The sequence below is a fragment of the Deinococcus pimensis DSM 21231 genome, from assembly GCF_000519345.1.
Taxonomy (GTDB): domain Bacteria; phylum Deinococcota; class Deinococci; order Deinococcales; family Deinococcaceae; genus Deinococcus_A; species Deinococcus_A pimensis.
In genome coordinates, this window is the sequence record NZ_KI912671.1 from 146896 (window position 1) to 171318 (window position 24423).

Below are 24423 nucleotides of genomic sequence, written 5' to 3' on the forward strand. Positions count from 1 at the left end.
TTCGACGGCCGCCGCTGAGGTCAGCCTGGATCACCCCTCAGCGCAACATGACTCGTCGTACCAGACGTCGACATGCCCGGGAGCGAGCAGGAATTGCCATCCGACATCGAGCACGAGGAACGGCACGAGTTCAGGTTTGAGGGCATGGAGCCGCACGATGTGGTGGACGGTGAAGTCATCAAAGTCCTGGCTGAGCTCCTCGCCGAGCCAGATGAACCAGCCGCTGTGCCCACCGCGGGAGGCGACGCGATGACCGTTGATGGGGTACACGCTGTCCGTCATGTCGTGTGGGAGGGCGATGGTGTTGGTGTCGCGGCTGGGCTTGAAGGGAAGCCGTAGCGGGCACAAACCTGCTGGAGGGGTTCGTGGGCGCCGGAGGCGGTGATGGGTCGCCAAATGATGGCATGGGAAGTCGACCACCGTTCGGAAACGTGAGAAGCCGCTAAGCACCTTTGGTCGCATGCTCGCGCGCGTGACACGATGGGACATGGACGTCACCTCCACCGCTGGGACCTTCACCATCCGCGAGGCCACGGACGCCGACGCCGACGCCATCGTGGCCGTCCTGAACACCGACGCACCCCAACCCACGAGTGCCGAGGCGTACCTGGAACGCGAACGTCAGGCCAATCGGCAGCCGACGTGGCGCACACGCTGGGCGCTGGAGGACGCGGACGGTCAGATCGTCGGAACGAGCGTGGTCAACGCGTCACAGTGGGTCAGGGCGGACGAGCACATCCTCCAGCTGGTCGTCGCGCCGCACGCCCGCTCCCGCGGGTACGGCGCCGCGCTGCTCGCCGCTTCACGTGACGCCGCACGAGCACAGGGCGCCGCGCGTCTGAGGACCAACATCCGCGACGCTCACCCGGACGTCCGCGCCTGGGCGGAACGCCAGGGGTTCACGTTGCTGTACCACAAGTTCGAGTCGACACTGGACCTCGCGGCCTTCGACGAGCGCGCGCACGGGGACGTGGACGGCGCGCTCGCCCGCGCCGGAATCCAGCTGACGGACATGGTCGCGCTCGGAGGAGACGACGCGAACTGGACGCGTCTGCACGACTTCTTCGCGGACCGGCTGACCGAGACGCCGGACATGAAGGGCATGCCGCGCTGGACGCGCGAGCAGGTCCGGCAGGCCCTGCTCGACGAGGACGCCCAGCCCGAGTGGACGGTGGTGGCGCGGCGCGGGGAACAGTGGTTGGGGTTCAGCATCCTGACGCGCCACCCGCGCGGCGCGTACAACTTCATCACCGCCGTCCGTCCCGAGGCGCGCGGCGTCGGTCTGGGCCGCGCCCTCAAGGTGGAGGTGATCCGCCGGGCGCGCGCGGCGGGCTTCACGAGCATGCTCACGCACAACCTCAGCGTGAACGCGTCGATGCTCGCCGTGAACCGCCGCCTGGGCTTCGAGCCGCGTCCGGGTCTGTGGGTCATGACGGGGAGCACCTCGTGGGCGGTCGGCGGCGCAGGGGACGGCGCGCACTGAAGTGACCGGGCCGCCCGTTCGGTGCCGTGCGTGAGGGCGCCTCGGGCACCGTCAGGACTGCTCGCGCGGCGGCAGGAGGGCGGACGCATCGGTCCGGGGACGAGGCGGGGCGCGTTCGGTGGAGGTGTCCTGACGTCGCGCCTCGTGGTGTGGACGCAGGGCGAGCGGCGAGCCGTGTGGCGGAACCCTTCGTGGCCGAAGGTTCAGCTTCTGGGTCTGACGGGGGGCTGTTCGAGTCGGGAGGCGAGGGTGCGGGCGGCCGTCCGGACGAGGGTGCGGACCCGCTCCTGCTGCTGGGGGTCGAAGCGCGCGAGGGGGCCGGCGACGGCGAGGGCCGCGATGAGCTGGCCGTGTCGGTCGAGTACGGGCGCGGCGACGGAGTAGCTGTCGGCCTCGAAGTCGGCTCGCGCGACGCAGAGTCCGTCGTGGCGGACCTGCTCGAGGACCGTGCGGAGTTCGTCGGCCGAGGTGATGGTCTGGTCGGTGTAGCGGCGCAGCGGTCGGCTGAGGACGTGTTCGAGCACCGTGGGGTCGCTGTAGGCGAGGAGGACCTTCCCGGTGCCGCCGATGTGGAGGTCGCCGCGCTCGTCGAGGGTCGCGACGACCCGGACGGTCTGCCTGGACTCGCGGACGTCGAGGACGGCGGCCTGCAGGCCGTTGCGGACGGCGAGCAGGGCGGTTTCGTTGGTGTCGTCGCGGAGGTGGTCGAGGACGTCTCCCGCGGCGTTGAGCAGGGGCAGCTGGAGGGACGCTCGTCGGCCGAGCGCGTGGGCGGCGTAGCCGAGGGAGTAGGTCTTGTCCTCGTGACGGAGGACGAAGCCGCGCTGTTCGAGGGTGACGAGCAGCCGGAAGGTCTGGCTGGTGGTGAGTCCGGCGGCGCCGGAGAGGTGGGTGAGGCTGGAGCGGCGGTGTTCGCCGACGAGGGTGAGCAGCGCGAGGGCGGCGTCTGCTGCCTGTACGACGTACCTGTCCTGTACGGGTGAGGTGGACGGCTTGACTTCGCGGGGCACGTTCCTATAATCGCAGATATCAGACAGCGAAAGCAGTTTTCGCTGAGCGAAAACTCGAACGCGCAGCAGGAGGACCGATGGAACACCCACCGCTCACCACGGCAGACACCCTCGCAGCGAGCGCCGGCACCGACGCACCCACCATCCCGGGAGGCGGCGACACGCCGTTCATCGACCTGCGCACCCCCCGCCTGAAGAAGCGAAGGAGCGCCCGATGACCGACACCACCGCCGACCGCACCACCCACGCCCGACGCCTCCAGCGCGCCCTGCGGCTCGCACGCGAAGCGAACCTCACCGCGCTCGCCCTCGTGCCCGGCGCGAACCTCCGCTACCTCACCGACCTGCGCCTCCCCCCCAGCAAACGCTTCACCCTGGCGCTCCTGCACGTCGACGGCACGGTCGCGATGATCGTCCCCAACCTCGAAGAGCAACGGGTCCAGGAGGCCAGCGCCATCCCCGGCCTTCGCCTCTACCCCTACGAACAACGTGACGAGTACGTCCTGGCGCTCCGAGACGCCCTCCACGACCTCGACCTGACCGGCCGGGACCTCGTCGGGATCGAACACTGGGCCATGCGCGCGATGGAACTCCGCCCCATTGAGGCGGCCCTGCCCGGCGTCGTCACGCACGACGTCACGTCACTCTTCGCGCGGCTGCGCTCCGTCAAGGACGAAGCGGAACTCCGCGCGCTCGACCGCGCCGCCCGCATCGTCGAGGAAGCCCTCGACCGGACCGTCGCGCACATCCGTCCCGGCGTCACCGAACGGGAACTCGCGACCGTCTGGTTCCGCGAGCTGATCGAGCGGGGCAGCGACGGCGCCGCCTTCGACCTCGTCGTCGCCGGCGGACCCAACGCCAGCCAACCCCACCACGACAGCGCCGACCGTCCCTTCCAGGAGGGCGACCTGATCCTGATGGACGGCGGCGCCGTCCACGACGGCTACGTCTCCGACATCACCCGCGTCTTCGCGCTGGGCGAGCCCGGCGAGGACGCCCGAAGGGTGTACGACGCGGTCCTGCGGGCCAACCACGCGGGACGAGCGGCCTGCCGTCCCGGCGCCACCGGCGCGCACGTCGAACGTGCCGTGCGCGACGTCCTCGAGGACGCCGGGTACGGTCCGTACATCCTGCACGCCGTCGGACACGGCATCGGCCTGGAAATTCACGAGACGCCCTTCCTGGGCGCCGGGCATCACACGCCGCTCGACGTCGGCACGGTGTTCACGGTCGAGCCGGGCCTGTACGTGCCCGGGCGGCTCGGCATCCGCATCGAGGACAGCGTCGTCGTCACGCCCGACGGTGCCCGCAGCATCACGCGGTTCCCGCGGGAGCTCCAGGTCCTCTGATCGGGCCAGGAGGTTCATCACATGCGCCCCTTCACCACGGCCCCCACGCTGCACACACCACGCCTCGTTCTGCGCGCCCACACACCCGACGACTTCGACGACTGTCTGCGCCTGTGGACCGACGCGTCCGTCACCCGCTTCATCGGCGGGCGGACCTCGACCCCCGAGGACGTGTGGAGCCGGATGCTCCGGTACGCCGGCCTGTGGTCCCTGCTGGGCTACGGGTACTGGGCCGTGCAGGACCGCGTCACCGGCCACTTCATCGGTGAGGTCGGACTCGCCGACTTCCGACGGACCCTCACCCCGAACGTCGACGTGACGCCCGAGGGCGGCTGGGTGCTTTCACCTGCCGCGCACGGACGGGGCTACGCGACCGAAGCGCTCCGGGCGGTGCTCCACTGGAGTGACGCGCACCTCGCCCGCCCGGACGGCCTCCCCACGCCGACCTTCTGCCTGATCCACCCGGACAACCACGCCTCCGTCCGCGTGGCCGAGAAGTGCGGCTTCCAGCCGATCGGTCGGGTGTCCCTGGGACCGCACGACAGCCGGCTCTACCGCCGATCCCCCCGGCAGGCCGGGCAGGAAGCGCCTTGAGCGCCCGGACGCGCGGCACCTCGTCGACAGATCGTCGGTCGGTCGCGCGCGTCCCGACGGTCAGAACGCCCAGACGCCGCCGCGCATGAGCGGGTCACGCGCTCCACCCTCGCGCACGCCGTCCACGTCCACGTGCTCGCCGCCGATCATGAAGTCCACGTGCGTGACGCTGTCGTTCCCGCCCAGAGAGGCCACCTCCTCGTCCGAGAGGGCCTCTCCACCCGCGAAGTTCTCCCGGTACGACGCGCCGAACGCGAGGTGGCACGCGGCGTTCTCGTCGTACACGCTGTCGAGAAAGAGCGTCCCGGTCCGCGCGACCGCCGACGTCACCGGCACGAGCGCCACCTCCCCCAGGTACCGGGCGCCGTCGTCCGAGTCCAGCGCGCGGAGCAGCACCTCCTCACCCCGCGTGGCGCGCGCCTCCACGATCCGGCCCGCCTCGAAGCGCAACTCGATGCCCTCGACGAGCACGCCGGACAGGCTCAGCGGTCTGGTCGCGCGCACCACGCCCTCCACACGCGCCCGGTGCGGCGCGGTGAACACCTCCTCCGCGGGCAGGTTCGGCACGATCCTCACCCCCCCGGGGGTGCGCGCCGCGCCTCCGACCCACACGTGCGTGTCGGCGAGGCCGACGGTGAGGTCCGTGCCGGGGCCACGGAAGTGCAGCGCGCCGTACCTGCGCGCGCCGAGCTCGTCCGCGCGGCCTTCGAGCTCCGCGAGGTGCGCGCGCCACGCCGCGACGGGATCGCTCACGTCCGCGCGGCACGCCTCGAGCACGTCCGACCAGAGCCGCGCGACCGCCTCGTCAGCCCGCAGGTGCGGGAAGACCCGCGCGGCCCACGCGGTCGACGGTGCGGCGGCGCGGCACCACGCGAAGGCGTTGCGGCGCAGCAGCTCCGAGAAGGGCCGCAGAGCCTGCTGCCGCGCGAGCCGCTCACGGTCCACCCGGGCGGGGTCGATGCCGTCGAGCAGCGCGGGATCCTCACTGGTGACGTGCAGGAACGCGTCGCCACGTTCCGCGGTCTCTCGCCACAGCGCCGCGCGCCATTCGGGGAAATGGTCGAGGCTCTCGGGCGCGGCGTGCGCGAGACGGACGCGGGTGGACGGCGCGTCCGTGAACACGACGTTCACGAGGGGAGCGCCCGCGTCGTAGGCGTGCCGGGTGACGAGCCTCGCGAGGGGCGCGCACGTCACGTCGGTGCTGACGAGAAGACGCTGGCCGGGCTGAAGGTTGACGCCGACGCGGACGAGCAGCGCGGCGTAACGGTCGAGGTGCCCTTCGAGATCGGTGGTCATGGCTGCCCAGCATACGGGTGGGTGAAGCCGGATAGGTCATCATGCCGAGCGAGTGAACAGGAGCGCGGCGGGACGTGAGGCGCCGGCTGGAGCGGCGCAGGACGCTCGACCCACCGCCCGCGGTCGAGCGTGAGGTTCACGTGAGCCCCGTGCGGCTGTGCTACACCGCGCATGTATGCCTGCCGCCGGTACAAGGCGTCTCGTCGTCCTCGGACCGCCCCGACTCGTCCGTGCCGACGGGCGCGGCGTGACCTGCGAACGCAAGACGGCGGCGCCGCTCACGCCCCGACGTCACACGCCGCCCCGAGACGGCAGGGCAAGCCCGCACCCGACGCGGAACCGCCCGTGTCACGGAACTGTCACCGTCACGCGCCTACGTTGCGCCTGACGGAGGAACCCCATGAACACGACGACACTCACCTGGGCGGCACTCGCCCTGACCGCGCTCGGCAGCCTCAGCGCCTGCACCACCGACGCCCCCACCGGTCCCGCCCCCGTGACGATCTCCGGCACCGTCACCGCCTCCACCGCCGGGGACGTCCGACAGACCGTCATCGTCGCCTGCCGCCCCCTCGGCGAGAACTGCGACCCCGCGCAGTTCGAGTCCACGAGCGTCGACACCGGCGGCAAGAGCGCCGCGTACCGCCTCGAAAACCTGCCGTCCGGCCCGTACTACCTGTTCGGCTGGAAGGACAACAACGGCAGTCAGGAAGTGGACGACGGCGACGACTTCGCCGTGTACAGCACCGACGGCCGCACACCCGCCGTGGTGACGGCCTCCACCGCCTCCGCCGACCTCGTGCTCGGCCGACTCGCGACGAGCGAGGGCGGCGGCGTCAGCGGACAGGTCAGGGCCGCGCCGGGCGGCACCCTGGCCGACGTGACCGTCTTCTCCTGCGTGCCCGGCACCGACGGCGCCTGCGACCCGCGGAAGATCACCACGTCCCGCGCGGACCCGCAGGGCCGCTTCCTGCTGCTCGACCCGCCCACCGAGCCGTTCTACGTCATGGCCTGGCAGGACCAGGACAGAAACGGCCAGCTCTCCGACGCGGACGCCTTCGGCAGCGCGCGCGACGCGCACGGCGCGCTCGTGAACGTCCAGGCGCCCCGAAGCGGCGTCACCGTGTACCTCACCGCGCCCACCGGCGGCGCGAATCCGGGTGCGGGCGTGCCGTCCGCGCTGACCGGCCACTGGTACCGCGGCACGAGCACCCTCGTGGACTACTACAACCCCACCACCGGCCAGTGGTCCCCGCCGAGCGGCAGCGGCACACAACTCAAGATCAACGCCGACGGCACCTTCACCCGCAGCGTGACCGGGCAGCTCTCCACGTACGGCTGCACCACCACCACCTTCGGGTACTACACCGGCACCGTCGCCGTCACCGGCAACACCCTGACCCTGAACCCGACCTACTCGCGGCAGAAGTACACCAACGACTGCACCCCGTCCATGAACTCCGACCGGGACGTCCCCAACGAGGCCCTGCAATTCCGCTGGGCGATCGACCCGCGCGGGGAGCTGATCCTCACGTGGCCGGACGGCGCGCAGTCCACGTACGGCAGGAACTGAACGAAGAGGCGGCGTTCGCCGCCCCAGGCGCCAACCGCACCCCCGATCCCCGAGGAGTTCGACATGTCCAGCATTCACCACTTCACGCGCGCACCCCGCGCCGTCTCCCTCGTCCTGCTCCTCGCCGCGTCCACGCCGAGCGCCGCGTCCGCACAGACCCTCGTGAACGGCACGCCACCCCTGACCGAGCGGACCGTGCAGGACTTCACGACCTACACCGCCTGGGCGTACGACACGCCCCTCACAGACACGCAGAAGCGGCGCCTGCGCGCCGGACTGATCCGCGCCTGGCAGGGCCAGGACGAGGACACCATCCGCTACGTCCTGGGCGGCGTGAAGAACGTCCCCGGGTTGCGCGGCATGAACGACCACGAGCGCGCCTACGCCTGGTACGAGTACGCCCTGCCGCAACTCGAGGAGGTGCGCGCCCTCGCCCGTCAGGACGCGCTCGCCGCGTGGTTCTACAGCCTGTACGAGGACACGCATCCCGCGCTCGCGCCGGGCCACCCACCCCTGACCCGCAAGGTCACGGACGCCACCGCGGACCTGTTCGCGTTCATGATCAACCGGGTGCTGGGCCGCGACGTCATCACCTTCGACGCGGCGGAACGGAACGCCTGGGCGGACAGCCTCACGCGGAACTACGCCTCGCTGGGAGAGAAGCAGACGCAGGTGATCGTCCTCGCGAAGTACTGGGCGGCCCTGCGGGGCGCCTGGGCCACCCTGCCGGCCGCGCGGAAGAACAAGGTGCTGAACGACTGGAGCGACGTCGTGCGGTCCCTGCTGCCCGCGCAGACCCTCGCGTACGTCAAGGGGGACATCCAGACGCCTCCGTCGGGCGGCCACATGTCCGACGCGGACTTCTCACGGCTGCAGGCGAACATCGCGAGCAACGACGCGTCCTTCCAGCGGCTGCGGCGCCTCGGCCTGGAGCAGCACGTGGTGAGCCTGAACATCATGCAGAACATCTCGAACAGCGGCTCTCAGTGGAAGCTCTGCCCGGCCGGACAGTGGACCTGCTGAACAGGACACCCCTGCCGGACGTCCATTCGTGGTGCGGACGTCCACGAAGGTGAAGGCCGACGCTGAGCCCGACGCGCGGTGACGACCGCGTGACCGCGCGCCGGGTCGCGCCGGACCCGTCACGGCGCGTCGCCGTCGAGGAGAAGCATCACCATCCCACGTGGCCCTCCGTCAGCGCCTCCATCCGGGCCGGCGGAGAATGACGACCGCGTGTTCGCGTGGTCCGAGTGGGGACCTCCGGACGATCTGCCGGTGGTGCCGTGCACGCGCCGCCATGAGCGGCACCCCCGGCCTCGGCCGTTCCGACCTGAAGCGTGCTCGACGTCGTGTCCCGGGCCGCGCTTCAAAAGACCGGGAACGTGTGGGGTCGGTGGCCTGCTGCGTTCGTCCTTCGGTCCGAGGTCATCTACCCCGGACCCACGGACCGAGCCGCCCGCCGCCCTCGACCACTGCGTCCGCAAGGCAGGCAAGAGGGCCAGGGTGAGTCCGGGGTACACCCAACCGGGCAGAAGTCACGCGCAAACCGAGCCGAGAGACCAGGGGTTCTTTCGATGTGAACGAACGCGGGGGTGAGCAGGCCGAGATCGTCGTCGTGGCACGTCAGGAACGTTCTGTCAGGTCATCAAGACAGGCGGCTCGGAATTTGAATGAGTACGGACGCGTATGGCGGAGCTCAGAAGCGGAAGCCGATGTTCACGCCTGCGGACAGAGCGGGACCTGCACCCATGAAGAACACAGCGCCTGCACCGACGCCGATCTCACCGTCAAGGTAAACCTGACCGAGGTTGAGTCGATATCCGGCGGTGGCCGTAGCAGTAGTGAGCAGGATGTTCGATCCCAGGCGACCGCCAAAGAAAACGCCCTCTTGCGGGGAGTTCGGGAAGTAGCGGTAGTACATGCTCGCGGCGGGAAGGGTCGCCACTCCAGGATCGGTCGGAAGGATCATCACGCCACCACCCACGCCGATGGCGGCGTGTGGTCCCACGGGGAACTCAACTTCGAGCGAAGCGAGCGAGGTGGGCATGTTCACGCCCAACTGAATCCCGATTGCGCTTCCCGTGCCGGTCGTGGCGGCGAGAAGGGCGACAGAACGAATCAAGGACGAAACATGGCGCGACATCCTCTCTGAATAGCATTCGGAACTGCCCTACGCGTCCGCATTCAAGGCAAGGAGTTCATGTGTGACCTGACAGCTCCTTCTCGACATGCCAGGAGGAGCGCAGGGTGGTGGGGCCGAGGCCACCGGGCCGAGCGAACTCGCCGATGCTGAGGTGTCCCGGGGAGATGGCGCCGTCAACCCGGTCGCGCCCTTCGCTCCCATGCCCGGGTCATTTCCTGCGAGGGCCGAAGGGGAGGCCGGAACGTCACGGTGAACCCACGCGAGGGCCCACCGTGACCCGAACGTTCCCGCGACCCGCCCGTTCAACGCTCCACGATCGGCGAGTTCAGAACGGCGCGCAACGCCTGGTACGAAGAGTCGTAGAACGTCACGTTGTGAAAGGCGTTCCGGAGCAGCTCGTCCGCCACCCGCCTCGCCTGCGCCGCGTCCTCCCCGAAGACGATCACGCGGGTGTTGTGGTCCAGCATCGGAAGACGTCCGTCGTCCTTCGCCTTGCCGACCTCCCCCTCGGGCACGTTGCGCGCGCCCGGCAGGCTGCCCGCACCGAACGCCCCGGCCGGGCGCGCGTCCACCCACCACGCCGTCCGGTCGTTCTGCGCGACGTACCGCGCGCCTTCCGGCTCGATGACCATCTCACCACCCAGCGCGCGCCACACCGGCGCGCCCAGCTGGTAGCGCCGGACGTTCGTGAAGCCCGCCGCGAGCAGCTCCTCACTGAGCCTTTTGCTCTTTCCGCAGAATGGTCCGTTGCAGTACAGCACCAGCGCTCTGGAGTGGTCACCGTTCGTGAGCCGCTCGATTTCTCGGACGTCGCTGACGTACGCGCCCGCGCTCACGCCCGGTTTCGGCGCGACGTTCAGCGCGCCCGGGATGTGACTCGTCGCCCACTCCTGGTGCGGACGGGCGTCGAGGACGAGGGTGCGGCCGTCGGTGAGAATGACGCGAAGTTCGGCGGTGCTCACCTCGGCGGTTCTGACGTCCTGCTCTCCCAGCGTCGTGTCGAACACCGTGGGCGTCACGGGCGCCCACGCGACGGTGAGCGTGCCGAGCGTGACGAGACAGACGGACAGCGGCGAACCCTTCATGCGCTCCTCCCTCGCCCACCGGAGCGGTGGGACGAAGTCATCGTGCGCCGCGCGAGGCGCGCCGCGCATCGGGAGAACTCCCGACGTCAGGGACCGCGATGCCGCTCGTTCGCCTGCTCGTCCGCCCAGCGGGCCAGCTGGACGCGGTTACGCCGTTCGAGCTTGAACAGCAGGTGCGACACGTGCGTGCTCGCCGTCTTGACGCTGATGCCCAGCGTCCGCGCGATCTGCTTGTCACTCTGCCCCTGCGTGACGAGCCGCAACACCTCCCACTCGCGCGGCGTGAGGCGAGCGTCGCGCGCCACGCTCGCCTCACGGGTGAGCAACGCGTCCACGACGCCCACGAGCGCCTCGAAGGACGCCGCCTCACCGGCCGCGCGCTCCACGGTCAGCGCGGCCTTGGGCAGCGCAGCCCGCAGACGTCGCCACACGTCGTCCAGGTCACCCTGGAACTGTGGGTTCCACCGCTCACCCGCGCGTTCCTGCTCGCGATCCGCGAGGCTGAGCACCCGCGCCGCGAGGCGAGGCTCACCGACCTGCAGCGCGTACGTCGCGACGAGGTCATGCAGGGCGATCAGGAGCGGCACGTCCGCGAGCTGCCGGGCGTGCCGTACGCCCAGCGCGAGCTCTCCTCGCGCGTCCGGGTGCCGCCCGGTGCGAAGCAGCACCCACGCGCGGTGCATGTGGCAGTGCGCGGCGCCGTACGTGTTCGCGTCCCGCTCGAACAGCGTCTGCGCCTCGTTCAGGAAGGACAGCGCGTCGTCGTGACGGCCGCTCTGCGCGTGCAACGTGCCGAGGTTGTGCGCGATCACTCCCCGCAGGGTCAGGTCGGCCTCGTCACCCAGCAGGGCGAGCGCCGCCTCGTCACAGCGCACGCTCTCCGCGAGATCCCCGGTGATGTGATGAAGCACGCCCAGCGTCATGAGCGCGTCCACCTGTCCCCGGACGTCCCCCAGGTCACGCAACGTGTTCAGGCCGCGCGTGCCGAGCTCACGGGCGAGGCGGAACTGCCCGAGCCGCGCCGCCGCCATCGCCGCGATGAGGTCCACACGCGCCGAGAGGTGCGCGTGCCCCGCCGCACCCGGCAGGCGCGCCGCTTCCCAGCAGGCACGCAACGCGAGCGTGTACCGCGCGCGGCTCTGCCAGTACCCGTCGAGCGCGGCGCACAACGTCAGCGCCTCCTCCACCTGCTCGTGGTCGGTGAACCACGCGAGGGCCGCCTGCAGGTTCGCGTCCTCCGGGTCGAGGGTGGCCCACGCGAGCGCCGGATCGAACGCCTGCTGCTCGGCGACGCCACGCGCGAGCTTCAGGAAGTGACGCGCGTGCCGGCCCAGCACCTCCGGGGCGTCGGGTGCGTCCAGCAACTTCGCCCGCGCGACCATCCGGACGGGTTCGAGCAGGAAGAACCGATCGGCCCGCCACGCGTGAGGCCGGACGAGGCTGTGCTCGACGAGCCGCGTCAGCCCCCCGGGCAGGTCCGCGAGGGGGATCGCGGCGTGCAGAGCGTCCAGGGTGAAACTCCCGACGAACGCGCCGCACGCGCGGAACACCTCACGTTCCGCCTCGGACAGCAGCGCGCAGCTCCACTCCACCACGCCGCGGTAGGTCCGTGACCGCTCGGGCCGATCGAGCGGACCGCCCTGCAGCACGTTCAGTGGACGGTCGAGCCACGCGACGAGCGTGGACAGACTGACGACCCGCAACCGCGCGGCGGCGAGTTCCAGTGCAAGGGGAACACCGTCGAGCCGACGGCAGATCTCCTCGACGGGCGCGAGGCGCTCGCCGTCGAGCGTGAAGTGCGGATCGATCCGAACGGCGAGCCGTTCGAACAGTCTCGCCGCGTCGCTGACACCCGCCGAGGAGGGCGTCACGTCGAGGGGCGGGACGTCCAGAAGGTGCTCATCCATGACGTTCAGGGGCACACGGCTCGTGACGAGCGTCCGCGCGTCCGACAATTCCGACAGGAAGCGCGCGACTGCCCCGGCGGCGCCCTGGACATGCTCGAAGTTGTCGAGCACGATCAGCATTCGCGCGTCGCGAAGGGGCGGGACGCGCGGCCACGCCGGGTCACCTTCGAGGTCGAGGTCGAGGTCGAGGGCGCGGCGCAGGGCGGGCAGGACGTCGTCGGACGTCCGGACACCCGTGAGGTCCAGCCACACGAGCCGCTCGTACCGGCCCCGCAGGTCACGGGTCAACGTCAACGCGAGGGCGGTCTTGCCGATGCCGCCTTCACCGCGCAAGGTCAACAGACGCACGTCCGGACGGGCGAGCAGGTCCGACGCGGTTCGCCTGAGCCGCTCACGTCCGACGAGCGGCGACTCCGGGTGTTCCGCGAACGGCGGCCATGACGACGCGCCGCCCGACCGTGTGCTGGTCATACCTCAGTGTAGGAGCGCCGGGTGGGAAGGCGTGAGCGGGAAGCGGACGCGCGTCGAGGACGATCGTGGAACTCCACGTCGTCAGGTGGTCATCCTTCATGACAACCAGAGCGCACGGGCAACAAGGGCGCACGGGGGTTCGACACCCCGCCCCCTGCTCACGTCCATCGCCACTGACTGAAGAGAACTCGCCGGGTGAGGTGTGAACACACCATCAACTCAAAGAAAAGAACGGTACCGCACCATGAACATCACTCAAACCTCACGCTTCGACAACGCTCGACGAACAACCGACGTGCCATCAACACGCCGCGCAAACACCGCGCCACGACACCCCTGAAGTTCACCCCCCGAGCCCATCGAGCCAACGACACCGCGAAGGTCGACGTCACGGAAGTGCGGGTGATGTTCCTCCACACCTCGTGAGGTGTGACCGCCCCGCTCGCCGTGCGAATCACGGTTCGTCCGGGGAGTGTTCGGGAAATCCGGGCGCGTCCCCGTACGTGCGGTCCACGTCGCTCAGACCCGGCACGCCGTCCTCGTCGGGCGCGGAAGGTTCGTGAGGGGAGCGCTCGGGGAACCCGGGCGTGTCGCCGTAGCTCCTGTCGGGCGGCGCGCTCCCGTCGTCATCCTGACCAGTTGATCCGGGGCGCGTGTCCTGCGGCGCCTGCCGGTCGGGGTGGTGCTCGTCGTACGGCTCGGTTCGGTTCACGTCAGGGGCCTCCTTCGTGAGGTAGGTGGAGTGTCGAGCGGACGCGCCCGCCCGGGTTGAGAAGGGCCGAAAGGCTTCCTTGGCAGTCGCGCCGATTCGGGGTGCATGAACGCACGCTTGAGCCTTCTCGTCGTCCCCGCCTCCGGCGTGACGACTATCGTGCGGGACGACAGGAGGCGACATGAGCGAAGGAGAGCAGGGCAGACACCGGCAGATCTACGCCCCCACCGAGGACGGCGGCGTGCAGTTCGCCGCGAGCGCCGACCGCTGGCACCTGTACGACGACCACGTCCATCTCGCGCCCCATCACGACCGCGAGGGCCTGCTGCGCTTCGACGCGCAGCTCAAACCCTTCGTGGACAGCCCGGACCGGCAGGCGCTCGTCATCATCGACATGCAGAACGACTTCTGCTCCCCGGGCGGCTGGACGGACGCTTCGGGGCTCGACCATACCCGCTGCCGCGCCGCCATCCCTGGCGTGATCCGCGCCGTGAACACCGCGCGCGAGCGGGGCATGTGGGTCATCTGGGTGTACTGGCACAACCGTGACGACCTGCGCAACCTCGGCGCGCCCACCCTGTACTCCTTCAAGCACGAACCCGACCAGAAGGGCATCGGACAGGACCTCGACCACGGCAGGGTCCTCACGCAGGGCTCCTGGGGCGCGCGGATGGTGGACGAACTGCTCCCCCTCATGGGCGAGGAGGACATCCACATCGAGAAGGTCCGCATGAGCGGCTTCTACGGCACGCACCTCGATCAGGTGCTGCGCACCCAGGGCATCAGCACGCTGTTCCTCGCGGGTGTCAACATCGACCAGTGCGTCTCCACCACCATGGAGGACGCGTACTTCCGCGATTACAACGCGGTGCTCGTCGAGGACGCCTGCGCCACGTCCAGCCCGGACTTCTGCCAGCAGGCGGTGGTGTTCAACGCGCGGCAGTGCTGGGGCTTCTCCCTGACGACCGAGCAGTTCGCGAACGCGACGCCGTTCGATTGACGTGTGAGCGCGACGTCGTCCTCCGCGGAAGGTCGTGGTCTGCGTGTGCTGACGTGCGTGCTCGCCGCGACGGCCGGGCTGGTGGACGCCGTGGGTTTCCTGCGCTTCTCGGAGGTGTTCGTCTCGTTCATGAGCGGCAACACCACCGAAACGGCCGTCACGGCCGCCGGAGGTGGGTGGCGGGACGCCACGCTGAGCCTGTGGCCGATCGTGCTGTACGTGACCGGCTGCTGTCTCGGTGCGCTCGTCGCGTTCCACGCGGGTCGTCGTGCGTTCCGGGTGGTGCTGCTCGTGGAGGCGGCCCTGCTGGTCGGCGCGGCGCTCCGTCCTGGTGGCGGGGACGAGCGGTCGCTCGCGTTCGTACTGGTGGTCCTCGCGATGGGCGTGCAGAACGCCGCCCTGAGCCGCACCGACGTCGCCGGGGTGGGCGTGACGTACGTCACGGGGACACTCGCGAAGGTCGGGCGGTTGCTGGCGGCGAGACTGACCGGGTCACGCGACGCGGGACGCGAGGCCCTTCGGCTGGCCGCGTTGTGGCTGTGCTTCGCCGGTGGGGGCCTCGTGGGAGGACTGGGGTATGGCGCGCTGGGTTTCGCGACGTTGTGGGCGCCGGTGCTCGTCCTGAGCGCGCTCGTGATGTGGAGCGTCGTCGCGCCGGACTTCATCGAGGACGCGCAGGACGGCGCCTCGTCGTGACCCACGCTCAGCTCGACGCGGGGTGATCGCGGTTCGAGGTGCGGCCGGACGTGATCTGCCGCCGTCAGTCTCGAACTTCACTCGTCCATTTCGAGTCGTGCGTGTCTCGGCGGTTCCATGAGGCGCAAGGGCGCGATCGAAGGAGAACTTCAGGGCGACGGTGGTCCCCGAGGCGTTGAAGCGCGTGGGGGACGCCCCACCCGCGCCTCTCGTGGAGGCGTTGGTGACGAGAAGAGAGCCGTCCTGCTCGACGGCGACGCCGGAGTGGACCTCGCGGCGCCCCCTGGTCCATTCGACCCGCGAGGTTCTGAATCCTGTCAGCGCAGCGCGGGCAAGCGCGTCAGCCCGGGGAAGCGCAGCACCAGCCCCGTTCCCGGCGCGGCCGCGCCGTTCACGCTGACGTACGCGTTGCCCGCCGGGTCGAACGCGACGGACGTCGGCGTGTCCAGTCCGCGCAGCACGGTCTCCTTCGCGCCGCCCGCGCGGATCCGCACGATCGACCCGGTGCCCGCGACGGGACCCTGCTCGCCGAACTGCCCGAGCTGCACGGCGTACAGGTTCCCGTCCGGTCCTGCCCGCAGGTCGGTGGTCATGCTCAGCCCCGTCGCGTAGTCCGTGGTGGCGCCGTCCCGCGCGACCCGCACGACCTTGCTGCTTCCGGGCGTGAAGGGGAAGCCGGGAAGCAGCGACACGTACGCGGCGCTGCCCAGGAACGCCACGGCGGTCGGGACGGGCTGCGCGGACGGCGGGAGGTTCGGCCCCGGGTTGTCGATGGGGAGGTTCGCGAAGACCGCCACGACCGAGAGCGTCCCGGAGGTGGGGTCGAGGGTGAGCAGGTCGTTGCCGCCCGCGTCGGTCAGCCACAGCTTCCCGTCCGGTCCGGCGGTGAGTCCGTAGGCGTGGGAGTCGGCGCCCTGCTTGTCCGGATCGCGCGCGGATTCGAGAGCCCAGGTGCTCGCGACTTCCCGCACGGCCGTGCCGGTCACGCGAAGCACGGCGGCGTTGTTCTTGAGAGGTGCGATGCTGGCCCCCGCGGCCCAGTGGCCGCTGGTGACGTACACCTGCCCGGCGAGTTCCGTCACGCGTGAGGCGCCCTCTGACCCTTCGGCGCCCAGCGTGGAGGGCACGGTGAGGGTAGTGGAGCGTCCGGTGCGCGGATCGAGCCGGATGACGCGGGCGGTTTCGCCGTATCGAATGGTCTGTCTGGTGTCGTTGTCTCCGGGGACGGTGAAGGAGCCGGTGCCGCCGGTGCCGCTGTCCGTGACCCACACGCTGCCGTCACGGGCGACATAGACGCCCTGGGGGCCGTTGAGGCCGCGCAGGACGACGGTGCCGCCGTTGGAGGGCGCGGCGGCGTCCTGCGCGAGGGTCGAGGTGATCAGCGCGGCGGTCAGGGTGATCAGTCGGACGACGTGGACACGCGGGTGTGGTGTCATGGCGGCTCCAGTGGGGAGGGCAGGGGTGACGTCGTGTCGCGGACAATGCACGTTAATACCGGGGGTTCGGCCGTTCGCGGGAGCTCCCTTGTTTTTCCGTTCATCCTGGTCCTCGTCGGGGTGGACCGAACGCCCGTGGGACGTGCGACCCGGGTGGGGGAGGCGTCGGTGTTCACCTTTCCCCTGACGTCCGCCGGAAACGTGGACGCCGGCGTCACGCGCTCACCGACCAGGATCAGCGGTCGGGGACACGTCGATCATCACCTTCATGCTGGCGCGCCTGGACGCGTCGGCAAATTCGAAGGCGTCGGGAGTCCGCTCGAACGGGAAGCGGTGCGTGACGAGCACGTCGAGATTCACGGCGCCGCGCTCCACGAGCGCAATGGCCGCCGGGTAGCAGTTCGCGTACCGGAACACGCCGCGGACGTTCACCTCGCGGGTGGCGGCCGAGACGAGGTCGAGACTGACCTCCGGGTCGGGCGGCAGACCGACGAGGACGGCCGTGCCGCCTGGTCGGGGCGCCGCGAGACTCATGCGGGTCGTGGAGAGACTCCCGGCGGTCTCGAAGGCCACGTCCACCCCGGTGTGCGAGCGGGGCAGGTCGCCGCCGGTGAGCTCCCGGATCCGCGCGACGGGGTCCTCGTGTCGGGCGTTGATGGTGTGCGTCGCCCCGACCCTGCGGGCGAGATCGAGGCGGAAGTCCTCCAGGTCCACGGCGATCAGGGTGGTCGCTCCGGCAGCGCGCGCGGCCTGCAGGGTGGTGCAGCCGATGGGTCCGGCGCCGAAGACGGCGACGGCGTGCCCGGAGGCGACGGCGCCCTTGCGGGCGGCCCAGATGCCGACGGCGAGCGGTTCGAGCAGCGCGCCCGCGTCGTCGCTGATGCTGTCGGGCAGGTGAAAGGTGAAGTCCTCGGGCCACACGACGTGCTCGGCGAGCGCGCCGTTCACGGGAGGGGTGGCCATGAAGGTCATGTCCGGGCAGAGGTTGTACTCGCCCCGTTTGCAGTACGGGCAGTGACGGCAGGGCACGCCGGGTTCAAGGGCGACGCGGTCGCCGGGCCTCAGTCGCGTGACGTCCTCGCCGACGGCTTCGACAACGCCCATCACCTCGTGCCCGAGGACGAGGGGCGCGTCGACGACGAAGGCGCCGATCCTGCCGTGCGTGTAGTAGTGCACGTCGCTGCCGCACACGCCGACGCGCCGCACGTGGACGCGCACCTCGCGTGGACCCGGGGCGCGCACGTCTCGGGTGTCCCAGCGGAGGTCGCGCAGGCCGTGCAGGACGCTCGCGCGAGTGGGGAGGGGCGTGCCGTCGGCGCGGGTCGCGGTCATGGGTGGGTCCTTTCTTCCCCTTCGAGTCGACCTGCCGTGATGGTCAGCGCGCCGAGCGGACCGTCACGGTGGAGCGTGTCCCGCGCGGTGAGGTACGCTCGGCGGAAGCGGGCGTCGTGGGTGAGGTCACCGAAGACGTCGTGGAGGTCGAGGAACGCGCCGGGCCGTTCGGCGTCGTCGAGCGCAGCCCGCGTGACGCGTTCGGCGCGTGGATCGACGAGCGCAGGGAAGCGGCCCTCGCCGACGGCGGCGGCGTAGGCGCTCCACGCCGCGACGATCAGGGCGGAGCGGTGGATGTCGCCGTTCGTCGCGAGTTGCGCTCGCACGACCGGCAGCACGAACTTGGGGATGCGTTCCGAGCCTTCCACGACGAGACGCGCGAGGGTGTCCTCGATGGCGGGATTCGCGAAGCGTGCGATGAGCTCGTGTCGGTAGGCGGCCAAGTCGACCCCGGGGACGGGGCGGAGCGTGGGCGTGGCTTCCTCGGTCATATAGCCCAGCAGGAAGGGCACGAAGCGTGAGTCCTGGCCGACCTCGTGCGCGAAGGTGTACCCGGCGAGCAGGCCGAGGTGCCCCATCGCCTGATGGGAGGCGTTGAGCAGCCGGAGTTTCATCAGCTCGTACGGTTCGACGTCACGCACGACCTGCACGCCGACCCGTTCGAGTGGGGGGCGGCCCAGGGTGAAGGTGTCCTCGAGCGCCCACTGGCTGAAGGATTCCGCGACGACGGGCCACGCGTCGTGCACGCCGAACTCGCGCTCGACGGCCTGCCGGGTCTGGTCGGTGGTGACGGGCGTGATGCGGTCCACCATGGAGGAGGGGAACGCGACGTGCCGCGCGATCCACTCGCCGAGCTCGGGGTCCTTGAGGCGCGCGAAGGCAGTGAGGGCGTGGCGGGTGACGTGACCGTTGCCCTGGATGTTGTCGCAGGACACGACGGTGAAGGGGGGGACGTCGTGGTCGCGGCGGCGTCTGAGGCCCTCGGTGATGAGGCCGAAGACGGTGCGGGGCGTGGCGCCGGGGGTGAGGTCGCGTTTCAGGTCGGAGGTGTTCGCCTCGAACTCGCCGGTGGCGTCGTTCACGCCGTACCCGCCCTCGGTGATGGTGAGCGTCACGACGCGCGTGGCGGGCGCGGCGAGCTTCCTGACGACGGCGTCCGGATCGTCGGGCGCGAAGAGGTACTCGTGGACGGCGCCGATGACGCGGGCGCCCGATGTGCCGTCGGGCGCGCGGGTGACGAGGGTGTAGAGGTGATCCTGCGCCTTCAGCACGTCACGCATGCGGGCATCGCCGGGCAGCACGCCAACACCGCAGATGCCCCAATCGGTATGACCGGCGTCGAGGAGCTCCTCGACGTACATGGCCTGGTGCGCGCGGTGGAAGCCGCCAACGCCGAAGTGCACGATACCCGTGGTGAGCTGACGCGGGTCGTAACGGGGTACGGCGACGCGCGGGTCGAGTTGGTGGAGGTTGGCGGCGTTGAGGCGGACCGTCATGAGGACTCCTGGCGTGTGGGTGAGCGGCGGGCGGAGCGTTACTTGACCGCGCCGAAGCTGAGGCCGCGGATGAGCTGACGCTGCGCGATCCAGCCGAATACGAGGACGGGCAGGACGGTGAGGGTGGCGGCGGCGCTGAGCTGCGCCCAGAAGAGTCCCTGACTCGTCTTGAACTGACCGATGAAGACGCTCAGCGGGGCGGCGGCGCTCGACGTGAGGTTCAGGGCGAAGAAGACCTCGTTCCACGCGAAGATGAGCGCGAGCAGCGCGGTCGCGGAGATGCCAGGCATGGACAGCGGCAGCGCGATGCGGAAGAATTCCTGACCGACCGAGGCGCCGTCCACCTTCGCGGCCTCGTAGATGGCCGCGGGAATCTCAGTCAGGTAGGAGTGCATCATCCACACGACGAGCGGCAGGTTCATGGTGGTGTACATCAGGATGAGTCCGGGCAGGGTGTCGAGCAGGTGCAGGTTGCGGAACAGCAGGAACAGCGGCACGATCACGCCGACGGCGGGCATGAACTTGGTCGAGAGCATCCACGTGAGGACGCCCTGCGCGCGCCGCGTCGGGTACACCGCGAGCGCGAACGCGGCGGGCAGGCCCAGCACGAAGGCCAGCAGGGTGGAGCCGAGCGCGGCCACCAGCGAGTTCGTGAGGGCGGGCAGGTAGGCGCCCCATGCCCGGTGGAAGTTGTCGAGGGTCGGTGTGAACAGCACGACGGGTGGGGTGGCGAAGGCCTGCGCCTCGGTCTTGAAGGCCGCGAGGATCATCCAGGCGAGCGGGAAGAGGAACACGGCCGTGATGAGGTACGTCAGGAGCGTGAGGAGCCAGCGGCGCGTGTGGAAGCCCCGTCGGGCGCGCACGGCGGGGGACGTGGAGGTCGTGGTCATGTCATCCTTCCCGGTTCCGGGTGGCGGTGCGGCCGATGAGGCGCAGCAGGTACACCGCGAGGACGTTGGTGAAGATCACGGTGAGGACCCCGGCGGCGCTGGCGAGGCCGATGTTGTACTCCGCGAAGGCCTTCTGGTAGATGAAGTACGGCAGGTTGGTCGTGGCGATGCCCGGCCCGCCGGAGGTCGAACCGTAGATCTCGCCGTACACCTGCAGCAGCGCGATGGTCTCCATCAGCACGACCACCTGGATGGCCTGCGTCCAGTGCGGCAGGACGATGTGCCGGAACTCCTGCATGGGTGAGGCGCCGTCGAGTCGGGCAGCTTCCATCTGGTCTTCTGGGAGGCTCTGCAGGCCGGTGAGCAGGATCAGCGCCGCGAAGGGCGTCCATTCCCAGGCGATCATCAGGATCACGGACAGCATGGGGTACTGACCGAGCCAGTCGACGGGGGTCCCACCGACGCTCTGCGCGAGCCACGCGAGGAGGCCCGAGGTGGGGCTCAGCAGCATGTTCTTCCACACGACCGCCGTGACGACCGGCATCACGAGGAAGGAGCTGATCAGCAGGGTGCGCAGCAGCGCGCGACCGAAAAAGTCGCGGTTGAGCAGCGTCGCCAGCACCGCGCCGATGACGAGGGTGATCAGCAGGGTCCCGCCCGCCAGCACGACCGTGTTGATCAGGATGCGCAGGTTCTGGGGGTCGCTGAGCAGGTTGCGGTAGTTCTCGAGGCCGACGAAGGGTCGGCTGGACGGATCCACGAGGTTGTACCGGAAGAACGAGTAGTACACCGTCATGAAGAACGGCACCTGCGTGGTCACGATCAGGTACAGCATGGCGGGCCAGATCAGCGCGACGGGGGTGAGTCTGAGCTGCCGCCGGGGGGCGGGGGGCGCGTTGGTGGTCGTCACGGGGACGGTGGTCATGGGTTCTCCTGAGCGGCCGCAGGGACCGGAAGTGGCGGCACCGCCTTCCGGCCCCTGCGCGTGAGGCGTGGTGAGCGCGCTTGGGGCGTTACTTCTGGTAGCCGCCTTCCTTGGCGGTGCGGTTCGCGGCGTCCTGTCCCTGCTTGAGGGCCTGGTCGATGGTGAGCTGGCCGCTCAGCGCGCCCGCCATGTACTGACCCACCTGTGTGCCGAGCGCCTGGAACTGCGGGATGGAGACGTACTGGATGCCCGTGTAGGGGACGGGGTCCTTGGTGGGTTTGGTGACGTCGGCCCGGTTGATGCTGCTGAGGACGATGTTGCTGAACGCGCCCGCCGCCTTCTTGTAGCTGGGGTTGTTGTAGGTGCTGGTGCGCGTTCCGGGAGGCACGGCGGCCCACGTGCCCTTCGTTTTGGCGACGAGGTCGATGTATTCGGGGCTGGTGGCCCAGGTCAGGAACTTGAAGGCGGCGTCCTCGTTCTTGGTGCTCTTGGGGATCGCGAGGTTCCATGACCAGAACCAGTTGCTTCCGCGGGGCGTGCCGGGTCCGACGGGCGCGTTGGCGAAGCCGACGGACTTGACGATCTTGGAGGAGCCGGGGTCGGAGAGGAAGCCTGCCGCGACGGTCGCGTCCACCCACATGCCGCACTTGCCCTGGCTCATCAGGGTGAGGTTTTCGGTGAAGCCGTTGCTCGTCGCTCCTGGAGGGCCGTACTTCTTGAGGGTGTTCACGTAGAAGGTGAGGGCGCTCTTCCAGGCGGGCGTGTTGAGCTGGGCCTGCCAGTTCTGGTTGAACCAGCGTCCTCCAAAGGTGTTGACCATGGTGGTGATGAACGCCATGTTCTCACCCCAGCCGGGCAGGCCGCGCAGGCAGATGCCGTACACGCCGCCTGTGGGGTTGTGGATCTTCGCGGCGAACCCCTGGAGTTGCTGCCAGGTGGGGTTCTGGGGCATGGTCAGCCCCGCCTTCTTGAAGAGGTCCTTGTTGTAGAAGGTCATGCTGCTCTCGGCGTAGAAGGGCACGGCGTACAGCTGACCGCCGACGGTGAGGGCGTTGCGTACGCTGGGGAGGACGTCGTTGAGCTTGTAGGTGTCGGCGATGCCGGGGTTCTTTTGGAAGAGGGGCGTCAACGGTTCGAGCCATCCGTTCTTCGCCCAGATGGGCACCTCGTACACACCGACCGTGGCGATGTCGAAGGTGCCCGCGCCGCTCGCGACGTCGAGGGTGATCTTCTGCCGGAGTTCGTTTTCGGGCAGCACGACCCATTTCACGTTGATGTCCGGGTACTTCTTGTTGAACTCGGAGGTGAGTCCCTGCATCGTGACCATGTCGGGGTTGTTCACCGTGGCGATGGTGATGGTGGTGGCGGCGAACGCGTGGGTGGCGGTGAGGGTGGCGGTCAGGGCGGTCAGGGCGAGCAGGGTGCGTTTCATGGTGCTCCTTTGGCCACGTGGCCATCTCGAGGGACGAACGACCGAGGTTCCGAGCGACAGATGGCCACGTGGCCATCGAGGAGCACAACCGACGAGCAGAAGACCGGAGACAGAAGCGAACCACCCCGTGTACGATGAGCAACCCGCCGACCGCACACAAGGCTGAATTGACGACTTGCCCCCATCGTAAGCACAGTTCCCTCAACCTGTCTAGTCCCCTCCCGGTGTACACTGGCCACGTGGCCACGATCAACGACGTCGCCCGTCTCGCCGGAGTCTCCCCGACCACCGCCAAACGCGCCCTGCGCGAACCCGAACTGCTCCACCCCGACACCCTGAAAAAAGTGCAGGACGCCGTCCGGACCCTGCACTACGAACCCGACCAGCGCGCCGGCGCCCTGCGCGGCGGTCAGAGCCGCACCGTCGGCCTCATCGTCGCCAGCATCGTCGAACCCTTCTTCGCCGAACTCGCCCGCTGCATCGGCCGCACCCTCCACGCCGCCGGCTACAGCCTCATCCTCAGCGAGAACGAATACAGCAGCGAACGTGACCTTGACGAACTCAAACTCATGTACGGCCAGCGCGTCTCCGCCATGATCGTCCGCCCCGGCTACGGCGAGAAGAGCCGGGACCACCTCCTGCGCCTCCGCGAACGCGGCGTGTACATCGTCGAGGTCGACTACCACCTGCCCGACGCGCCCTTCGACTACATCACCCTCGACCACCGCGGAAGCATCCGCATGGCCGTGAACTACCTCCGCGACCTCGGGCACACCCGCATCGCCGCGCTCGGCACCTACCACCCCCTCATTCACCCCGAACTGCGCTCCAGAACCTTCCCCGAAGCTATGCACGCCCTCGGCCTCACCGTTCCCGAAACGTACCAACGCGTCATGCTCCTCAACGAGGACACCGCCTACGACCTCACCCGTCACCTCATGACCCTCCCCACGCCCCCGACCGCGCTGCTCGCGCTCAACGGCACCCAGGCCGCCGGCGCCTACCGCGCCCTGCGCGAACTCGGCCTGCGTCCACCGCAGGACGTCTCCCTGCTCACCGTGGACAACTACTCATGGACCGCCCTCGTCGATCCACCCATCAGCGTCATCGAACAACCGGTCGAACGCATGGGCACCGAAGCCGCCCGGCTCGTCATCCGCGCCCTCGAGGAAGGACCGGGCGACCAGCCCACCCAGCTCGAACTTCCCGGCCGCCTCATCCGCCGCGGCAGCTGCGCGGCACCGACGACACGCTCGATCTCCACCCTCTGAACCCAACCCTTCGGCGGCAGGAAACCAATCGATTCCCACCGCGGCCACCCGAGCGACACGAACGCACACGCCCCCTCGCCGCCACGAACACCACGACCAGAGCGCCCAGCACCAGAGAAGTCCCCGCGTGCGGGAGCGCCCGATCGACGACCCGACGATCACCCCTCCCGGACTCGAACCGCCCCGGCCGCCCGGGCCGGCGCGTCCGCCTCTCACCTTAGCTACTCCGTGAGGTGCTGGGGCGACGCAGGGACGTCCGCGACGACCGCTGTTCATGCCCAGAGGAATGCATGCGACGCGGAAATTGCCACGCCGGCGCCTCG

The 24423-nt window shown here is 69.7% G+C and carries 22 protein-coding genes; 9 read left to right on the forward strand and 13 right to left on the reverse strand.

Going from position 1 to position 24423, the window contains the following annotated elements; all coding sequences use genetic code 11:
• Nucleotides 1-30: 30 nt before the first annotated feature.
• Nucleotides 31-555, reverse strand: a complete 525-nt coding sequence (locus tag DEIPI_RS42300) for an immunity protein Imm33 domain-containing protein (protein ID WP_425387886.1) — start codon at nucleotides 553-555, stop codon at nucleotides 31-33.
• On the opposite strand from DEIPI_RS42300, the gene DEIPI_RS0120380 reads away from it, so the two are divergent.
• On the forward strand, nucleotides 473-1483 hold the full coding sequence (locus tag DEIPI_RS0120380) for a GNAT family N-acetyltransferase (protein WP_169737169.1): 1011 nt from the start codon (nucleotides 473-475) through the stop codon (nucleotides 1481-1483). The two genes, DEIPI_RS42300 and DEIPI_RS0120380, sit on opposite strands and share 83 nt — an antisense overlap.
• 203 nt (nucleotides 1484-1686) lie before the next feature.
• Here the strand turns inward: DEIPI_RS0120380 and DEIPI_RS33095 are convergent, their stop codons facing one another.
• Nucleotides 1687-2493 carry an IclR family transcriptional regulator gene (locus DEIPI_RS33095; protein WP_045234802.1) on the reverse strand — a complete coding sequence of 269 codons (807 nt, stop codon included), beginning with the start codon at nucleotides 2491-2493 and terminating at the stop codon, nucleotides 1687-1689.
• A gap of 77 nt (nucleotides 2494-2570) precedes the next feature.
• Between DEIPI_RS33095 and DEIPI_RS38205 the strand changes: the two genes are divergently transcribed.
• The 3 genes from DEIPI_RS38205 to DEIPI_RS0120400 are packed head-to-tail and all read left to right on the forward strand — an operon-like array spanning nucleotide 2571 to nucleotide 4435.
• Nucleotides 2571-2711, forward strand: a complete 141-nt coding sequence (locus DEIPI_RS38205; protein ID WP_157463847.1) for a hypothetical protein — start codon at nucleotides 2571-2573, stop codon at nucleotides 2709-2711.
• Entirely contained in the window at nucleotides 2708-3841 is a 1134-nt protein-coding gene (locus DEIPI_RS0120395; protein WP_027482995.1) for a M24 family metallopeptidase, read from the forward strand. Before DEIPI_RS38205 ends, DEIPI_RS0120395 begins: the two co-directional genes overlap by 4 nt.
• Before the next feature lie 21 nt (nucleotides 3842-3862).
• Complete coding sequence (locus DEIPI_RS0120400) at nucleotides 3863-4435, forward strand: GNAT family N-acetyltransferase (protein ID WP_027482996.1); 573 nt, start codon at nucleotides 3863-3865, stop codon at nucleotides 4433-4435.
• Between the two features lie 60 nt (nucleotides 4436-4495).
• Here the strand turns inward: DEIPI_RS0120400 and DEIPI_RS0120405 are convergent, their stop codons facing one another.
• Nucleotides 4496-5731 (reverse strand): aminopeptidase, encoded by a 1236-nt coding sequence (locus DEIPI_RS0120405; protein WP_027482997.1) that lies wholly within the window; start codon nucleotides 5729-5731, stop codon nucleotides 4496-4498.
• A 400-nt stretch (nucleotides 5732-6131) separates the two neighbouring features.
• Between DEIPI_RS0120405 and DEIPI_RS0120410 the strand changes: the two genes are divergently transcribed.
• Together DEIPI_RS0120410 and DEIPI_RS0120415 are read left to right on the forward strand one after the other, a co-directional pair.
• Nucleotides 6132-7304, forward strand: a complete 1173-nt coding sequence (locus DEIPI_RS0120410) for a hypothetical protein (RefSeq protein WP_027482998.1) — start codon at nucleotides 6132-6134, stop codon at nucleotides 7302-7304.
• Between the two features lie 63 nt (nucleotides 7305-7367).
• Nucleotides 7368-8327: a hypothetical protein gene (locus tag DEIPI_RS0120415; RefSeq protein WP_027482999.1), complete on the forward strand. Its 960-nt coding sequence runs from the start codon at nucleotides 7368-7370 to the stop codon at nucleotides 8325-8327.
• A gap of 673 nt (nucleotides 8328-9000) precedes the next feature.
• On the opposite strand, the gene DEIPI_RS0120425 is transcribed toward DEIPI_RS0120415, so the two are convergent.
• The 4 genes from DEIPI_RS0120425 to DEIPI_RS0120440 all read right to left on the reverse strand — a co-directional run bounded on the left by DEIPI_RS0120425 (nucleotide 9001) and on the right by DEIPI_RS0120440 (nucleotide 13622).
• Nucleotides 9001-9426 (reverse strand): hypothetical protein, encoded by a 426-nt coding sequence (locus tag DEIPI_RS0120425; protein WP_157463848.1) that lies wholly within the window; start codon nucleotides 9424-9426, stop codon nucleotides 9001-9003.
• 323 nt (nucleotides 9427-9749) lie between these two features.
• Nucleotides 9750-10532 (reverse strand): rhodanese-like domain-containing protein, encoded by a 783-nt coding sequence (locus tag DEIPI_RS33100; RefSeq protein WP_045234879.1) that lies wholly within the window; start codon nucleotides 10530-10532, stop codon nucleotides 9750-9752.
• Nucleotides 10533-10618: 86 nt separating this feature from the next.
• Entirely contained in the window at nucleotides 10619-12910 is a 2292-nt protein-coding gene (locus DEIPI_RS35840; RefSeq protein ID WP_027483001.1) for a helix-turn-helix transcriptional regulator, read from the reverse strand.
• Between the two features lie 454 nt (nucleotides 12911-13364).
• Nucleotides 13365-13622, reverse strand: a complete 258-nt coding sequence (locus DEIPI_RS0120440) for a hypothetical protein (protein WP_027483002.1) — start codon at nucleotides 13620-13622, stop codon at nucleotides 13365-13367.
• Nucleotides 13623-13803: 181 nt separating this feature from the next.
• On the opposite strand from DEIPI_RS0120440, the gene DEIPI_RS33110 reads away from it, so the two are divergent.
• On the forward strand, nucleotides 13804-14622 hold the full coding sequence (locus tag DEIPI_RS33110) for a cysteine hydrolase family protein (protein WP_052351863.1): 819 nt from the start codon (nucleotides 13804-13806) through the stop codon (nucleotides 14620-14622).
• A gap of 57 nt (nucleotides 14623-14679) precedes the next feature.
• Entirely contained in the window at nucleotides 14680-15318 is a 639-nt protein-coding gene (locus DEIPI_RS33115; RefSeq protein WP_169737170.1) for a YoaK family protein, read from the forward strand.
• Nucleotides 15319-15635: 317 nt separating this feature from the next.
• Here the strand turns inward: DEIPI_RS33115 and DEIPI_RS0120455 are convergent, their stop codons facing one another.
• From DEIPI_RS0120455 to DEIPI_RS0120480, 6 genes are all read right to left on the reverse strand, one after another.
• Complete coding sequence (locus DEIPI_RS0120455) at nucleotides 15636-16754, reverse strand: ScyD/ScyE family protein (protein WP_027483003.1); 1119 nt, start codon at nucleotides 16752-16754, stop codon at nucleotides 15636-15638.
• A gap of 222 nt (nucleotides 16755-16976) precedes the next feature.
• Entirely contained in the window at nucleotides 16977-18086 is a 1110-nt protein-coding gene (locus tag DEIPI_RS33120) for an NAD(P)-dependent alcohol dehydrogenase (protein ID WP_045234803.1), read from the reverse strand.
• On the reverse strand, nucleotides 18083-19582 hold the full coding sequence (locus DEIPI_RS0120465) for a mannitol dehydrogenase family protein (protein WP_027483004.1): 1500 nt from the start codon (nucleotides 19580-19582) through the stop codon (nucleotides 18083-18085). Before DEIPI_RS0120465 ends, DEIPI_RS33120 begins: the two co-directional genes overlap by 4 nt.
• 38 nt (nucleotides 19583-19620) lie before the next feature.
• Nucleotides 19621-20472, reverse strand: a complete 852-nt coding sequence (locus DEIPI_RS0120470) for a carbohydrate ABC transporter permease (RefSeq protein WP_027483005.1) — start codon at nucleotides 20470-20472, stop codon at nucleotides 19621-19623.
• 1 nt (nucleotide 20473) lies between these two features.
• The gene (locus tag DEIPI_RS0120475; protein ID WP_027483006.1) at nucleotides 20474-21397 is read right to left on the reverse strand and encodes a carbohydrate ABC transporter permease; all 924 of its coding nucleotides are present in this window, start codon (nucleotides 21395-21397) and stop codon (nucleotides 20474-20476) included.
• A gap of 88 nt (nucleotides 21398-21485) precedes the next feature.
• Entirely contained in the window at nucleotides 21486-22829 is a 1344-nt protein-coding gene (locus DEIPI_RS0120480) for an ABC transporter substrate-binding protein (protein ID WP_027483007.1), read from the reverse strand.
• Nucleotides 22830-23068: 239 nt separating this feature from the next.
• Between DEIPI_RS0120480 and DEIPI_RS0120485 the strand changes: the two genes are divergently transcribed.
• A complete protein-coding gene (locus tag DEIPI_RS0120485) occupies nucleotides 23069-24100 on the forward strand; it encodes a LacI family DNA-binding transcriptional regulator (RefSeq protein WP_027483008.1) in 1032 nt (343 codons plus the stop codon).
• Nucleotides 24101-24423: the final 323 nt, after the last annotated feature.

Bases quoted from the DNA above. Each gene is read 5' to 3' on its own strand.
- DEIPI_RS42300 (WP_425387886.1), bottom strand. From the start codon at position 555: ATGGCGTCGGCGTCGGCGTCCGTGGCCTCGCGGATGGTGAAGGTCCCA.
- DEIPI_RS38205 (WP_157463847.1), top strand. From the start codon at position 2,571: ATGGAACACCCACCGCTCACCACGGCAGACACCCTCGCAGCGAGCGCC.
- DEIPI_RS0120395 (WP_027482995.1), top strand. From the start codon at position 2,708: ATGACCGACACCACCGCCGACCGCACCACCCACGCCCGACGCCTCCAG.
- DEIPI_RS0120400 (WP_027482996.1), top strand. From the start codon at position 3,863: ATGCGCCCCTTCACCACGGCCCCCACGCTGCACACACCACGCCTCGTT.
- DEIPI_RS0120405 (WP_027482997.1), bottom strand. From the start codon at position 5,731: ATGACCACCGATCTCGAAGGGCACCTCGACCGTTACGCCGCGCTGCTC.
- DEIPI_RS0120410 (WP_027482998.1), top strand. From the start codon at position 6,132: ATGAACACGACGACACTCACCTGGGCGGCACTCGCCCTGACCGCGCTC.
- DEIPI_RS0120415 (WP_027482999.1), top strand. From the start codon at position 7,368: ATGTCCAGCATTCACCACTTCACGCGCGCACCCCGCGCCGTCTCCCTC.
- DEIPI_RS33100 (WP_045234879.1), bottom strand. From the start codon at position 10,532: ATGAAGGGTTCGCCGCTGTCCGTCTGTCTCGTCACGCTCGGCACGCTC.
- DEIPI_RS35840 (WP_027483001.1), bottom strand. From the start codon at position 12,910: ATGACCAGCACACGGTCGGGCGGCGCGTCGTCATGGCCGCCGTTCGCG.
- DEIPI_RS33110 (WP_052351863.1), top strand. From the start codon at position 13,804: ATGAGCGAAGGAGAGCAGGGCAGACACCGGCAGATCTACGCCCCCACC.
- DEIPI_RS0120455 (WP_027483003.1), bottom strand. From the start codon at position 16,754: ATGACACCACACCCGCGTGTCCACGTCGTCCGACTGATCACCCTGACC.
- DEIPI_RS33120 (WP_045234803.1), bottom strand. From the start codon at position 18,086: ATGACCGCGACCCGCGCCGACGGCACGCCCCTCCCCACTCGCGCGAGC.
- DEIPI_RS0120465 (WP_027483004.1), bottom strand. From the start codon at position 19,582: ATGACGGTCCGCCTCAACGCCGCCAACCTCCACCAACTCGACCCGCGC.
- DEIPI_RS0120470 (WP_027483005.1), bottom strand. From the start codon at position 20,472: ATGACCACGACCTCCACGTCCCCCGCCGTGCGCGCCCGACGGGGCTTC.
- DEIPI_RS0120475 (WP_027483006.1), bottom strand. From the start codon at position 21,397: ATGACCACCGTCCCCGTGACGACCACCAACGCGCCCCCCGCCCCCCGG.
- DEIPI_RS0120480 (WP_027483007.1), bottom strand. From the start codon at position 22,829: ATGAAACGCACCCTGCTCGCCCTGACCGCCCTGACCGCCACCCTCACC.